At 73.3% G+C, this 13,567-nt stretch carries 10 protein-coding genes; 2 read left to right on the top strand and 8 right to left on the bottom strand.

Going from position 1 to position 13,567, the window contains the following annotated elements:
• Window positions 1–35: 35 nt before the first annotated feature.
• Window positions 36–4,424 (bottom strand): LamG domain-containing protein, encoded by a 4,389-nt coding sequence (locus AQJ30_RS01600; protein ID WP_425424123.1) that lies wholly within the window; start codon window positions 4,422–4,424, stop codon window positions 36–38.
• A 283-nt stretch (window positions 4,425–4,707) separates the two neighbouring features.
• On the opposite strand from AQJ30_RS01600, the gene AQJ30_RS01595 reads away from it, so the two are divergent.
• Complete coding sequence (locus tag AQJ30_RS01595; RefSeq protein ID WP_067227857.1) at window positions 4,708–5,763, top strand: right-handed parallel beta-helix repeat-containing protein; 1,056 nt, start codon at window positions 4,708–4,710, stop codon at window positions 5,761–5,763.
• Window positions 5,764–5,818: 55 nt separating this feature from the next.
• Window positions 5,819–6,847, top strand: a complete 1,029-nt coding sequence (locus tag AQJ30_RS01590) for a methyltransferase (protein ID WP_067227856.1) — start codon at window positions 5,819–5,821, stop codon at window positions 6,845–6,847.
• A 109-nt stretch (window positions 6,848–6,956) separates the two neighbouring features.
• Here AQJ30_RS01590 and AQJ30_RS01585 read toward each other — a convergent pair whose 3' ends face one another.
• The 7 genes from AQJ30_RS01585 to AQJ30_RS01555 all read right to left on the bottom strand — a co-directional run bounded on the left by AQJ30_RS01585 (window position 6,957) and on the right by AQJ30_RS01555 (window position 13,451).
• Window positions 6,957–8,099 carry a SchA/CurD-like domain-containing protein gene (locus tag AQJ30_RS01585; RefSeq protein ID WP_067227854.1) on the bottom strand — a complete coding sequence of 381 codons (1,143 nt, stop codon included), beginning with the start codon at window positions 8,097–8,099 and terminating at the stop codon, window positions 6,957–6,959.
• Window positions 8,100–8,333: 234 nt separating this feature from the next.
• The gene (locus AQJ30_RS01580; protein ID WP_067227853.1) at window positions 8,334–9,023 is read right to left on the bottom strand and encodes a class F sortase; all 690 of its coding nucleotides are present in this window, start codon (window positions 9,021–9,023) and stop codon (window positions 8,334–8,336) included.
• A gap of 109 nt (window positions 9,024–9,132) precedes the next feature.
• On the bottom strand, window positions 9,133–9,660 hold the full coding sequence (locus AQJ30_RS01575; protein WP_067227851.1) for a hypothetical protein: 528 nt from the start codon (window positions 9,658–9,660) through the stop codon (window positions 9,133–9,135).
• A 337-nt stretch (window positions 9,661–9,997) separates the two neighbouring features.
• Window positions 9,998–10,990, bottom strand: coding sequence for an extracellular catalytic domain type 1 short-chain-length polyhydroxyalkanoate depolymerase (locus tag AQJ30_RS01570; RefSeq protein WP_067227849.1), 993 nt, complete (start codon window positions 10,988–10,990; stop codon window positions 9,998–10,000).
• 103 nt (window positions 10,991–11,093) lie between these two features.
• Entirely contained in the window at window positions 11,094–11,711 is a 618-nt protein-coding gene (locus AQJ30_RS01565) for a DUF6058 family natural product biosynthesis protein (protein WP_211278906.1), read from the bottom strand.
• A 115-nt stretch (window positions 11,712–11,826) separates the two neighbouring features.
• Window positions 11,827–12,795 (bottom strand): threo-3-hydroxy-L-aspartate ammonia-lyase, encoded by a 969-nt coding sequence (locus AQJ30_RS01560; protein ID WP_067227848.1) that lies wholly within the window; start codon window positions 12,793–12,795, stop codon window positions 11,827–11,829.
• Between the two features lie 11 nt (window positions 12,796–12,806).
• A complete protein-coding gene (locus AQJ30_RS01555; protein WP_067227846.1) occupies window positions 12,807–13,451 on the bottom strand; it encodes a helix-turn-helix transcriptional regulator in 645 nt (214 codons plus the stop codon).
• Between the last annotated feature and the right edge of the window lie 116 nt (window positions 13,452–13,567).

Here is a 13,567-nt window from a genome sequence, read left to right as displayed (position 1 = left end):
GGGCGTCCCGCGGGGTGGACGGGCGGTCGGGCGGGTCAGTCGCCGCTCGGTACGGCGGTCGCCACGCCCGGCATGCCGACGGCGAGGTGACTGATCTGGGTGTCGGTGAGCGCGCCCTGGAAGGTCCACAGGTCCGAGACCGTGCCGGGGAAGTACTCGCCCCAGGTGCCGCTGCCGGTCCTGGCCCGGCCGAGCTGGAGGTTCTGCGCGGCCTTGAACGTCACCACGTTCTCGCCGGAGGAGTCGACGTCCGTGCAGCCGGCCACGTCCGGCTCGCCGTTCTCGTCGGCGTCGACGCAGGCCACGTCCTGCAGTTCGCCGTTGACATACAGGCTCAGGTCGCGGGCGAAGCCGTCGTAGACGAGGGCCACGTGGGTCCAGTCCTGGACGCTGAAGAACTGTCCGTTGTCCACCTGGGTCGTGGAGGCGGTCGTGGTGTCCGCGTCGGCGGTCTCGATGCGCCAGCGTCCGGGGTCGTCCGGCGCGGAGCCGGGTACGTAACGGACGGCGAACGCGCTCCTGTTGGCGCCCGGCGCGCTGAGCAGGGTGACGTTCCCGGTGGGCTGGGCGGCGGCCTGCACGAACGCGCTCACGGTGAAGCTGGCGCCGGTGTCGACGGTCGTGACACCGCTCGCGGTGGCCGCGTAGTCGTCGACGCCGTCCAGGGCCAGCCCGCCGTCGACCCAGCCGGAGCCGGTGGCGGCGCCGTTGTACAGGGTCATGCCCGCCCCGGCCGCGGAGGCGTCCGGGGTGACCGCGGGGCTGCCCGCGGCCGAGGCGAACGTCCAGCGGGCGCCGACCAGCGGACGCTGCTTGAACAACTGCTTCACCTCGTCACCGGACACGGCCCGGTCGTACAGCCGCACGTCGTCGACGCTCCCCTTGAGCGGCGAGCTCACCGAGCCGTCCGTGTTGAGACCGCTGCCGAAGGTCAACGGGCCCTCCGACGACCAGCGGAACGTGTACGGGGTGCTCGCCTGCAGCACACCGTTGACGTAGAGCAGGAGCCGGGCGGCGTCGGCGTCGTAGACGCCCACCACGTGGTTCCACTCGCCGAACCGGCCGGCCGCGCAGTTGGTGTTGGCGGGGCAGGCGCTCTGTGTGGCGCGGACCAGCGGGGCGTCCGCGGTGTCGGACTCGGGCCGCAGGAACACCCAGCCGCCGAGCGCGGAGGAGTGGTAGATCTCGAAACTGCGTCGTGTCGAACCGAGTTGGGAGACCGCGATCATCGACCGGGCCTCCTTGTCCTTGGGCAGGCGCACCCAGGCGGAGACCGCGAAGCTCTGGAAGGTGTCCAGGGCGGGGCGGCCCGTGGTGGCGTGGTCGTCGACGCCGTCGAAGGTGACGGCCCGCCCGTTCACGCCGGGGTCTCCCGCGGTGGCACCGCCCTTGAGCACGGCATCGGCGCGCTGGCCGCGGCCGGTCACCGCGGTCGCGTCGGCCGTCTCGTCCAGCGGCCACACCAGCTTGGCGGGCCGGCCGGTGTCGACCGGCTGCCGCGCGGCGAGCTTCGCCACCTGGGCGTCGGAGAGCTGGTAGTCGAAGAGCTGGACGTCGTCGAGCGAGCCGGGGAAGAAGTTGCCGGTCGTGCCGCCGTGCGAGACCCCGCCGAGCAGGGTGCCGCCGCGGGCGTCCCAGGGCCCGGTGAACGTCGCGCTGCCGACGAGCTTGCCGCCCACGTACAGCTTGAGCAGGTGGTTGACGTTGTCGAACACGCCGACCAGGTGGGTCCAGTCGGTCAGCCGGGCGGTGGTGCAGGCGGTGTCGCCGGAGGCGCACGGCGGCTGGGACGCGCGCACGGCGGTGGCCCCCGAGGGCACGTCGGAGCCGGCCCGCAGGAACTGCCAGCCGCCCATCGCGGACGAGTAGTAGATCTCCAGGCCGCTCTGGTACTGGCCGGACTGGGACACGGCGGTGCTCGCGTGGCCGGGGTCGGTGCCGGCCAGCTTCGCCCACAGCGACACCGAGAAGCTCTTGCCGGTGTTGAGGACGGGCGAGGTGGTGGCGGCGTAGTCGTCGGTGCCGTCGAAGGTGAGGCTGGTACCGGAGACACCGGCCGCGCCCGGGGTGGCCCCGTGCAACTCGGCCGGCCAGTCGCCGCCCGCCCCGGCGACACTGGTCGCCCCCGCGGCCTCGTCCAGCTGCCACGACAGCCGGTCGGGCTGGCCGGAGCGCACCCGGAAGGTGTACGTCGTGGGTTCCGAGCCGTTGCCGGCCGTGTCGAAGGCCTGGGCGGTGATGAAGTTGACGCCGGGACGGGTCGGCATGAACGTGATCGTCTTGGCGCCCCCGCCCGAGGTGGTGAGCGTGTTGGCGCTGCTGGGCGCGGAGTTGACCCCGAACCAGTACGTGGTCACGTCGGTCGACGTGGTGTCGATGGAGAAGGTGCCGTAGCGGCCGACGCCGTCCCACCAGGGGTCGTTCGGGTCCTCGGGGTCGGAGGCGCCGTACTGTCGGGAGCTGATCACCGGTCCGACGGGCACGCTGGTGTCGTACATGAAGTGGCAGCCGTGGGCGCCCGTGTAGCTCCACGCGGACCACTGGGCGCCGTCGTAGGAGCGGACGTGCCAGTCCACGTGCTTGTTCTTGGGGACGGCGCTCGGCAGCACCAGGGAGAAGTCGGAGCCGCTGCTCTTGGCGGTGGTGCGCGCCGAGGTCCAGCGGGCCTTCCAGCCGCCGCCGTCACCGGCGTCCCAGGACGCCTGGAACTGCACGGAGACGGAGTCGCCGTCCGGGTCGGTGACGTCGTTGGCGCGGACCGTCGCCGTGGAGCGGATGCGCACCGTCTTCTCGGACGGCTGGCAGGGGCCGCCGGGGCTCATGGTGAGCTGCGACAGGCCGATCTTGTTCGGGGCGCGGTTGTACTTGACCCGCAGGTAGGCGTCGTCGGAGAACCGCTTCCAGGTGTAGCGGTCGGACTCGTCGGAGGCGCGCAGTCCGAAGGTGACCGTCGGCCACTTCTTGGCGGCGGCCAGGGCCACCGTGTCCTTGACGTCGAACTCGGCGTCGGCGGAGGCGCAGCCGTCGAAGCCGTAGGCGAAGCTGAGGGTCTTCAGGCGCTCCAGCCAGAAGTCGGAGGCGTTCTGGGAGTTCCAGGTGGTGGCGGAGGAGATGGCCTTGGTCCGCCACAGCTGCACCTCGCGCTTCTGGCAGGAGGCCGCGTGGGTCTCGCGCACCACGAACTCCGCGGACAGGATGGTGCGTCCGGCGAACTTGGTGGTGGGGATCTGGTAGAAGAGCCGCTTCACGTCGTACGGGGCGCAGTAGTCCCAGCCGCAGTAGCCGAGCCCCGCGTCGGGGTCGCCGTTGAACTTCCACTGCGGTGAACCCGCCCAGTAGCGGGAGGCCATGGTCCAGGCGGTGGCCTTGGGCGAGTACCACTGCGGGTCGATGTAGACGGGGTAGACGGTGCCGGAGCCCGTCAGCAGGTCCTTGTCCGGGGTGAGGACCAGGGCGTCCCCTCCGTCGGCCACGTCGACGCCGACCCGCTCCAGGCGTCCGGACTCACCGGCGGTCGGCTCGTCGGGCGTGGGGGCACCCGCCGTGGGGCCGGGTGCGGCCGAGGTGGCCGCCGCGGCGGACGTCCGTGGGCGCGTGCCCGTCACGGACCCCGCCCGGGCCGGGCCGGACGCGGTCGTGGGGGTGCTCGGCGCGGTGTCGCCGCGGGTGCTGGAGTCCCACATCACCGGGGTCGGCGCCTCGAACACCACGCCGCCGGCGCCCTTGTCCACGGCCTTGAGGCCGCCGTTCGCGGTCTCCCGGACGGTCATGCCGCCGGCGTCCAGCGTCAGCCGCAGTGCCGCGAGTTCCTTGCTGCGCGCGGCCTCGGCCGACTTCACGACGAGGAGCTGGGTGAAGCCGTCCGGGCGGGCTCCCAGACGCAGGTCCACACCCGGCAGGATGTCCGGATATGTTGCCATGTTCCCGTCAAGCTTGGGTGCGGGGACAGCGCCCGGCCAGGAGAGTTCCAGGGTCCTGCCCGCGCGCTCCAGCCGCACCAGCGGCCCGCCCGCGCCACCGCCGGAGAACTCCAGCCCCACGGTGGCGGCCCGGGGGGCGACCATCCCGTCACCGGCCTCGACCAGGGCGGTGTCGACGGGCTTCCAGACGCCGTCGACGCGGGTGCGCACCGGGCGCAGGTACTCGCGCGCCTCCAGGTGCCCGTCGGGGGTGGCGTACACGTCGCTGCTCTCGCCGCGCAGCGAGGTCACCTCGACACTGCGGCCCGAACGGCGCGCCGCCGCCAGGGCCCCCTCCTCGGAGGCCTCGGAGGCCGTCGGCCCGGGGTCCCCACCCCGCGCGGATCCGTCGGTCGCGTCCGTCCCGGCAGCCTTCGCCGGCCCGGCGTCCCGGCCGGCCGCCACGGCGGGGGCCGCTCCGAGGTGCAGCAGCCCCGCCGTCAGCGCGGCGCCCACTCCGAGCACCACTGCCCGTACCGGTCTTCCGTGCCTTCTCCTCGCGTGCAGCATCAGCCGCCACTCCCCCCGTTCGCCACTGCTCCTGACACAAGATCAATTGACAGCTCGCGCCAAGCTAGGCCCGGGCCGCGCCCCCGCGATGACGCGGGCCCGGCGGAACGGTGAACTCCTCGTTGCGCCGAGGTGCGACGGAGGGCCGTCCGGCGGGACACGGACCCGCCCAGGGAGACACGCCACCGGACGGACCTATCCAGAAGTTCGCCCGGAACGCGTGCATATCGTACGGATTATGCCGAACTCTCGCATCGCATATCTGGCATGCACCGCGGCGATCCTCGGAGCGGGCCTCGGTGCCGCTCCCCCCGTCGGGCATGCACTCCACGTCGTCAAACCGGGTGAGTCGATCCAGCGGGCCGTGGACGCGGCCGAGCCCGGCGACACCGTCCTCGTCACGCCCGGCACCTACCACGAGAGCGTCACGGTGAGCACGCCCGGACTGACCCTGCGCGGCATGGGCCGGGGCACGGTCGTCGAGCCCAGCACCCAGAAGGCCGCCGCCGGCTGCGCCGCGGACGGCAACGGGATCTGTGTGAAGGGGACCGCGGGCCACCCCGTGAAGGACGTCACCGTGGCCTCGCTGACCGTGTCCGGGTTCAGCCACGACGGCGTGCACGCCACGTACACCGACCGACTCACCGTGCGCGGCGTGACCGCGGTGCGCAACGGGGTGTGGGGCATCGCCCAGGAGCAGTCGGTCCGGGGCACGTTCCGCGGCAACACCGCCCGCGACAACGGTGACGCCGGCCTCTTCCTCGCCAACAGCGTGGGCGAGGAGCAGGGCGCCAAGGACACCGACGGCACCGTCGTCGAGCACAACCGGCTGGAGGGCAACCGGATCGGCGTCACCGTGCGCCGGCTGCGCGACCTGACCGTCGCCCACAACCGCCTCACCGGCAACTGCGCGGGCGTGTTCGTCGTCGGCGACGAGAACAAGCCCCGGGCCGGCGCCCTCACCGTGCGCGACAACCAGGTCGTCGCCAACAACAAGTCCTGCCCGAAGACCGCGCGGCTGTTCGCCCTGCAGGGCTCGGGCATCGTCCTCACCGGCGCCGAGGACACCCTGGTCACCGGCAACGAGGTCCGCGACAACGTGGGCACCTCGCCCGCGTCGGGCGGCATCGTCCTGCTGAAGAGCCTGGTCGGCGCCACCAACGACCGGAACCGGATCACCGGCAACCACCTCCAGGGCAACTCCCCGGCCGACCTCGTCGACGAGCGGTCCGGCGTCGAGAACACCTTCCAGGACAACACCTGCCGGGCCTCGCAGCCCGCGGGCCTGTGCTGACCCGCCGCGCCGCCGGCACGAACCCCACCTCCCCCTCCCAGGAAGGACGCGGTACATGACGACCGCACCGACTGCTCCGCCGCCGCCGATGCGGCTCAGGGAGCTCGCGTTCGGGGCGGCCTGCGCCGCCGCCCTCCGCGCCGCCGCCCGGCTGGGTGTCGCCGACGCGCTCGGCGACACCCCGATGACCGTCGAGGACCTCGCGGCCGCGGTGAAGGCCGAACCCAAGCCGCTGCGACGGCTGCTGCGGGCCCTTGCCTGCTACGACGTGTTCGCCGAGCAGCCGGACGGGACGTACGCGCACACCGCGACCTCCCGCCTGCTGCGCGAGGACGACCCGCACAGCCTGCGCGCCATCACCCTGTGGTGCACGGAGGCGTGGACGTGGGACGCCTGGCCGAAGCTGGACGAGGCGGTGCGCACCGGCCGCAACGTCGTCGAGGACCTGTACGGCAAGGAGTTCTTCACCTACCTCAACGAGGACGCCCCCGAGTCGGCGGACGTCTTCAACCGGGCCATGACGACCTCCAGCGAGCAGTCGGCGCGGGACGTCGCGGCGCTGCTGGACCTCTCGGGCTGCGCCTCGGTCGCCGACCTCGGCGGCGGCCAGGGCCACGTGGTGGCGAGCCTGCTCGACAAGTACCCGTCGATGCACGGCAGTCTGCTCGACCTGCCGCGGGTCGTCGAGAACGCCCTGCCGCGGCTGATGCCGGGCGGCGACCTCGCCGACCGGGCGCGGATCGTGCCGGGCGACGTCCGTACGACCGTTCCGGTCAAGGCCGACGTCTACGTCATCAAGAACATCCTGGAGTGGGACGACGAGAGCACGGCGCGCCTGCTGCGCAACGTCGTCGAGGCCGGCGGTCCGGGCACCCGGGTCGTGGTCATCGAGAACCTCGTCGACGACACGCCGTCGATGCGGTTCAGCACCGCGATGGACCTGATGCTGCTGCTGAACGTCGGCGGGGCGAAGCACACCACCGACAGCATGATCTCCCGGCTGACCGGGGCGGGGCTCGTCGTCGACGACGTCCGCCCGGTCAACTCGTACCTGCACGCGTTCGACTGCACCGTACCCAGGTGACCGTGCCCGGGGCGGCTCCCTCGGGACCGCCCCGGGGACGTCCCCCGCACACGACGGCCGGCCGGGCCCGCTTCCCGCGGGCCCGGCCGGCCGTCGTGTGCCGCGGGGTTCAGTCCTGCGGCGAGCGGCGGTCGGTGACCGCCCTCATCCGGGCCAGCTCCACGATCCGCGGGAGGTCGCCGTCCTGGACGCCGACGGCGTCGGGGCCGTCGAGGAGCGTCGTCAGCTCCCTGACCCGCCCGGCCCCGGACAGCCCGAGGCAGCGCCCGAGACCCTCGTCGTCCAGGCCGAAGCGCACGTCGAGCAGCCGTACGACGACCTCGTCCCGCTGGAAGATCGTGCTGCCCAGGACCGGGCTGCGCGGGTCGTCCGCCGCCGCCTCGTCGTGCCGGGCCAGCTCCTCGGCCAGCCGCATCCCGCACTCCGGCCGGGCCGGGTAGAACAGCGCGTGCCGCTGGGCCGTCGGGTCCTCCTGCTCCACCGTGACGTGGTGGACGGCGGGCAGCGCCGCCCGGGTGAAGAAGACGCGCGCGGACTCGGGGTCGTCCAGGTCGCGGTCCTGCTCCAGGTACGGGTTGATGGCCTCCTCGACGGCCCGCACCTCGGGCTGCCGGGCCACGTGGCGCAGGGCCGCGAGCAGGTCGCCGCGCACCTCGATGGCGCGCACCACCCTGTTGCCGTGCAGGAACAGGGAGGTCCGGCACAGCCGGGTGGTGTCGTCGACGCGCGGCTCGGGCGAGGCGTAGCCGGCGAGGATCTCGGCGACCTTCTCCTCGCTGCCCGGCTTCACCGTGAAGGTGAGCGCGTGCCGGATCACCCCGTCGCCGATGCGCGGGGCGGCCTGGAGGCTCCCCTTGGCGTTCTGCGCCCCGGAGCCCCCGATCTCGCGGACGACGTGGAAGCGCAGCGAGCGGGTGTCCCGGACGCAGCCGTGCAGCGGCTGGACCATCCGCACGTGCTCCTCGCTGTTCACCCAGGTGAGGAAGGGCAGCGCGCTCTCCCACTCGCTGGTGACGAGCCACTGGGAGGGGTTCTCGATCGACTGGCACAGCTGCTCGCTGACGTGCCCGGGGACGGACGCGACCTGGTTGCAGAGCTGCTCGTACGCCTCCAGGAACTGCTGCTGGGCGCCGTCGTGGACGTCGATCAGGAGGATGACGCGGAGCAGGGAGCCGTCGAACACGGACTGGGACACGCGCTGCGACGCCTGTCCGGTCGGCGGCGGTGAGACGGGCGCGGACGTGGTGGTCATCCTGGGCACAACTCCTTCGCGGGAGGGGACGGGGGCGCCGGGGGGACGGGGCGCCGGAGGAGGGAAGGCCGTAGGCGCCGGAGGTGCCGTGGGCCCTGACGGAGACGCCGGGGGCCCTGACGGGGACGCCGGGGGCGCGACTCGATCCTGTGCCGGTCGGCTGCGGCGCGCGATTCGTGTGGACTGCGCGGGTGACCGGCGGACGGGCTGTCCGGCCGGGTCCGCCGGGGCGGGTCAGACCAGGTGGGCGAAGACCACCAGGTTGTCCTTGTAGTCGCGGACCGTGCGGTCGTAGTCGCCCGCGCAGGTGATCAGCCGCACCTGGGCGTCGGGCGTGTCGCCGTACACGCGCTCGCTGGGGAAGTCGTCCTTGGCGAAGGTCTCGGCGGTGTCGACCTCGAAGGTCGCCTTGCGCCCGTCGGCGCGCACGACCTGGAAGACGTCGCCCTTCCGCAGCTGGTTGAGGTTGGCGAAGACGGCGGCCGACGTCTTGGTGTCGACGTGTCCGGCGATCACGGCGGTGCCGAGCTCACCCGGGGAGGCGCCGTCGGCGTACCAGCCGACGAGGTTGGTGTCGTTCGCGGGCGGTGGCTTGAGCTGGCCCGTGGAGCCGAGGGCGAGCTCGGTGAACGGCGCGTCGACCCCGATCTCGGGGATGAGCAGCCGCACCGGCCGCGACCGCGGGAGTTCGCGCACCGGCGCGTCACCGGCGGGCGACGCCGGGGCGGCGGCCTGCGGGACGGCCGGCCGACGGGACGCGGCGGCCGCCGCGCCGTGGTCGTCGGCGGCGCGGTCACGGCCGCCGAGCAGGCTCATCGCCACGAGCAGCAGGGCCACGGCGCACAGCACGGTCAGGCCGCCGCGGGACCCCTGGCCGGCCGGTTCGGGCTCGTCGCCGGAGGGGGAAGCGGGAGGGACGGTCATCGAGGTTCACCTCTGGGGGCACGGCAGGAGGGCGGACGGGGCGCAGACGCCGGGCGGCCGCCACACGATGCACCGGTGGCGGCCGCGGCTCTATCGCGTCCGGCATGGATCAGGCCAGGCCGTGGGCCGACTTCTTGCGGCGCGCGGCGTACAGGCCGGTTCCTGCGAGGGCCAGGACGGCCAGACCGCCCGCGGTCACGGTGGGCGCGGCGAGCGCGCCGCCTCCGGTGTGCATCCCGCCGCGGGGCTTCTCGTGGTCGCCGCTCCAGCCCTCGTTGTCCTTTTCCTTGGTCCAGGAGGAGGACTCGCCGCCCTCGTCCTTGGTCCAGGACGAGCCGCCGTGGTCGCTGTCCTTGTCCTTGTAGGTCTCCGGGTCGAACTTCGGGTCACGGGCGCCGGGGTCGTCCCCCTTCGTCATGGTCAGCGCACCGCCACCCGTGTGCACACCGCCGTGCGGGCCGTCGTGGCTCCCGCCGCCGTCGTGCTCCTTGGTGGATGATCCGTGTTCCTTGCTCTCCTTGCTGTACGAGGAGGAGTCGTGGTCCCAGTCACCTCCGGCCGCGAAGGCCGCGGGAGCGGCGACGGCGAGGGACGCCGACGCCACCGCGGTGGCGAGGATGATGCGAACAGAACGCATGTGAGGGTCCTTCCGCCACGACCGGGCAGCTGGCTCTTCGTCAGCTGTACCGACCCGGCCCTGACTGAACCACCGTCAGCCAGGCCCCGGGCTCGCACCACTCGGGATGCTCAGGCGGGTGAACGCCGTCCCGGCGTGTCGGGCCCGCAACGCGGGGCATCCGGGTGAAACGCCGGGGAGGCGCGCGCCGCGCTTGACGGAGAAAGCCCTGGCGACACGGCTCTGGCTGACGCCCCGTCAGGTCCTTGGTCCCCCGGTCGGCGGACAGGGGCCGGGCCGGACGGGGCGGTGTCGGCCGACGGGTCCGCTGCGGGCCGCCCCGCCCCGGTCCGGGCCGTCAGGCGGAGTCGAGTCCCCAGGCCGTCCCCATCCGGTACGCCGCGCACAGGTCGACGTCCAGGAGGTAGGCGCCGGCCGTCCCGCACTGCGCCTGGCCGCTGCCGGGGTCGACGGGCTGGCCGTGCCCCATGCCGGTGATGCTGTACGTCTCGACGACGGCGGCACCCGACGACGCCCGGTACACCCGGTGCGGGTAGCCGCCGACGGTGTCGCTGACGTCGGCGGTCTGGTCGGCGCCCTGGACGTCGGTCCACTGCTCGACCAGGTCGGTCATGTTCACGGGTTTGACGGTGTAGTCGGCGGTGCCCTGGAAGACGGTGAGCTTCGGCCAGGGGCCCGGGTGGCCGGGGTCGGCGGCGCGCACCCGGTCGCCCCACTGCCGCGGGGTCTGGGTGGCGCCGACGTACATGCACACGTACGGCGACCCGGCGGCCTGCGCGCAGCCGTAGGGCAGCCCGGCGACGATCCCGCCGGCGGCGAACCGGTCCGGGTAGGCCGCCATCATCACGGCCGTCATCGCGCCGCCCGCCGACAGGCCGGTCACGTACACGCGCGAGGCGTCCCCGCCGACGTCGGCGAGGTGCCGGTCGACCATCTGCGCGACGGAGGCGGCCTCGCCCTGGCCGCGCTGGACGTCGCCGGTCTGGAACCAGTCGAAGCAGGAGGAGGCGTTGTTGGCGGTCTGCTGCTGCGGCAGGACGACGGAGAACTTCCACCGGTCGGCGAGCTGGAGCCAGCCGGCGCCGGTGCCGTACCCGGCGGCGTTCTGGGTGCATCCGTGCAGGGCGACCACCACGGGCCGGCCGGCGGGCAGTCCGTCGGGGACGTAGCGGAACATGCGCAGGGCGCCGGGGTTCGTGCCGAAGCCGGTGACCTCCTGGAGGGAGGCCGCGGCGGCCCGGCCGGGCGCGTACAGGCCGAGGCCCAGGGCGACGAGCAGTGTCGCGAGCGCGGCGGCGATGCGGTGGTGTGCGGCTCTGGTCGGTGTCATGCGGAGGGACGGTAGGAGCGGGGGCCGCCCCCCGATATGGAGTGCGGCCCCACAATCGACGTCCCCGGGCTGGGTGCCCGCGGTGTTCGGCGACGGCTCCGGGTCACGGGCGCGGGAAGCGGGCACGCACGGCGTCGACGCAGGTGTCCCGGGACGTGGGTCCGCCGAAGCGGAGGCGGTCGTAGGCGGTGAACGCCGGCTCCAGGGTGTCGAGTTCGTCGACCAGGGTGTGCAGCCGCTCGGACCACTGGGCCGAACCGGCATCCGGCGCGTCCACTGCGGCGCCGATCGCGGTCGTCAGGTGGTCCTTGCGCTGGATGGTCGCGGGGGTGACCTGGTGCAGACACACGTACTGTCCGCTGAGATACGCGTGCCACTCCGCCTTCCCGGTGACCGGGTCGGCCCAGTGAGCGGTGAACCACGCTTCGAGCAGGTCCACGCCGCCGGCCTCGTCGGCGAGGGCGAACAGGTCGGCCGGCACCATCTCGGCACCGTCGGAGCGCAGGTATCCCGGGAGCGGCAGACGCTGCTGGAGCATCAGCCGACGGACCGCATCGGCTTCGCGCCCATGGACGGCGCACAGTTCCTCCAGGGTGACGAACTGCGCGCTGACGTACGCGTCGTCCGCGTCGGTCATCGGATGGTCGCCGTTGACCTCCTGGAACCGCTCGACGAGTTGCCGCTTCAGGTCCGTCTCCGGCACGGGGGCCTCCGGGGTCATCAACGCGGGCGTCTCCCGCACAGGACTCCGCACGCTACGCACCGGGCGGTTCGGCACTCACCGAAGTGTCGACGCAACCTCGGTCGACTTCGGGGCTCGGATACGCCCGCACGGCTCAGTCGCCCAGCAGTTCGGCGAACCGTGTCGTGTCCACGTTGCCTCCGGAGGCGATGACGCCGATCCGGCGAGGGCGGGGGGTGACGCGGTGGGCCAGGAGGGCGGCGAGGGCGCTGGCGCCGCTGGGTTCGAGGACGATCTTCAGGCGCTCGAAGGCGAACCGCATGGCGTCGACGATCTCCTCGTCGGAGACCACGACGACGTCGTCGACCAGGCGCCGGTTCAGGGCGAAGGTGAGCTCGCCCGGTGTGGCCAGGGCCTGTCCGTCGGCGATGGTGCGCGGCACGGGGATGACGACCCGTTCGCCGCGCGCGAGGGAGCGCCGGGTGTCGTCGCCCGCCTCCGGCTCGACGCCGATGACCCGCACACCGGGGTGCAGCGCCTTGGCCGCGGTGGCGCTGCCCGCGATCAGGCCGCCGCCGCCGACGGGCACGAGGAGCGCGTCGAGTTCGCCGGTGTCCTCCAGCAGCTCCAGCGCGGCCGTGCCCTGCCCCGCGATGACGTGGGGGTGGTCGTACGGCGGGATCAGGGCCAGGCCCCGGTCCCGCGCCAGGGCCTCCCCGAGCGCGGTGCGGTCCTCGGTGTAGCGGTCGTAGGTGACGATCTCCGCGCCGTACCCGGCGGTCGCCTCGCGCTTGGAGCGGGGCGCGTCCTCGGGCATCAGGATGACGGCGGTGGTGCCGAGTTCGCGGGCGGCGAGGGCGGTGGCCTGGGCGTGGTTGCCCGAGGAGTACGCGGCGACGCCCCGGGCCAGCTGCTCGGGGGTGAGCTGCGCGACGGCGTTGTAGGCGCCGCGGAACTTGAAGGCGCCGACCCGCTGGAAGTTCTCGCACTTCACGAAGACCTCGGCGCCGGCCCGCTCGTCCAGGGTGCGGGAGGTGAGGACGGGGGTGCGGTGGGCGGTGCCCCGCAGGCGGGCGGCGGCCCCGCGGACGTCGTCGAACGATACGGGCGGTACGGCGGCCATGGCGTGTCCTCTTACCTGGTGTAGTTGTAGACGGTCGCCCGGGACACCCCGAGCAGGTCGGCGATGGTCTGCGCCGCGTCCCGCTGGTCGAACCAGCCGTCCTGGTGCAGCCGGCGCACCAGGGCCCGCTTGTCGGCGCGGCTGAGCGAGCGGGGGGTGGCGGCGCGTTCGGCCGACAGCGCCTCGACGGCGCGGCGCAGCTCGCGGGCGTTGCGGTCGCGCAGGGTCTCCGGGGGCTGGGCGGGGTGGTCGGTGTCGGTGGCGACGAGCTGGGACAGGGCGAGGGTCACCGGGGACAGGACGGAGACGTCGAGGTTCAGGCAGAGGGCGGCGACGTACCGGCCGGCGGCGTTCTTGATGCCGATGGACGTGCTCTTGACGGGTCGTCCGTCGGGGAACCGGTTGGGGTAGTTCTGGAGCACGCCGGGGTAGTCGGGGTCGGCGATCCGGGCCAGTCCGAGTTCGGTCGCGGAGTCCCCGACCTCCCGGCCGGAGAGGTTGTTCTCGATGACCCGGATGGCGTGCTGCGGGTCGCGCAGGTCGTGCAGGACGACCTCGCACAGGCCGGGGAACATGCGCCCCAGGGCGACGGCGATCTTCTCGGCCTCCCGGACCAGGTGCTCGTCGGCCCCGCCGTCGTCCTGCGTGTCGCCCATGGGGCCGGCTCCTGCCGCTCGTCGTCCGGCGCCGTACGAGCGTGCCCACCGGCCGCTTCCGGTGGCGCTCTTGGACGGCGTGTCCACTTCTGGACGGAAAGACTAAGCCGGGTCGC

It is taken from the genome of Streptomyces longwoodensis, assembly GCF_001514125.1.
GTDB lineage: Bacteria > Actinomycetota > Actinomycetes > Streptomycetales > Streptomycetaceae > Streptomyces > Streptomyces longwoodensis.
Note: the sequence above shows the minus strand (reverse complement) of the source record. Positions and strands in the feature narration are given on the sequence as shown.

What these genes read in the sequence shown, in the direction of transcription:
- AQJ30_RS01585 (WP_067227854.1), bottom strand. Translation starts at nt 8,099, where the DNA reads ATGACCACCACGTCCGCGCCCGTCTCACCGCCGCCGACCGGACAGGCG.
- AQJ30_RS01570 (WP_067227849.1), bottom strand. Translation starts at nt 10,990, where the DNA reads ATGACACCGACCAGAGCCGCACACCACCGCATCGCCGCCGCGCTCGCG.
- AQJ30_RS01580 (WP_067227853.1), bottom strand. Translation starts at nt 9,023, where the DNA reads ATGACCGTCCCTCCCGCTTCCCCCTCCGGCGACGAGCCCGAACCGGCC.
- AQJ30_RS01575 (WP_067227851.1), bottom strand. Translation starts at nt 9,660, where the DNA reads ATGCGTTCTGTTCGCATCATCCTCGCCACCGCGGTGGCGTCGGCGTCC.
- AQJ30_RS01565 (WP_211278906.1), bottom strand. Translation starts at nt 11,711, where the DNA reads ATGACCCCGGAGGCCCCCGTGCCGGAGACGGACCTGAAGCGGCAACTC.
- AQJ30_RS01555 (WP_067227846.1), bottom strand. Translation starts at nt 13,451, where the DNA reads ATGGGCGACACGCAGGACGACGGCGGGGCCGACGAGCACCTGGTCCGG.
- AQJ30_RS01590 (WP_067227856.1), top strand. Translation starts at nt 5,819, where the DNA reads ATGACGACCGCACCGACTGCTCCGCCGCCGCCGATGCGGCTCAGGGAG.
- AQJ30_RS01560 (WP_067227848.1), bottom strand. Translation starts at nt 12,795, where the DNA reads ATGGCCGCCGTACCGCCCGTATCGTTCGACGACGTCCGCGGGGCCGCC.
- AQJ30_RS01595 (WP_067227857.1), top strand. Translation starts at nt 4,708, where the DNA reads ATGCCGAACTCTCGCATCGCATATCTGGCATGCACCGCGGCGATCCTC.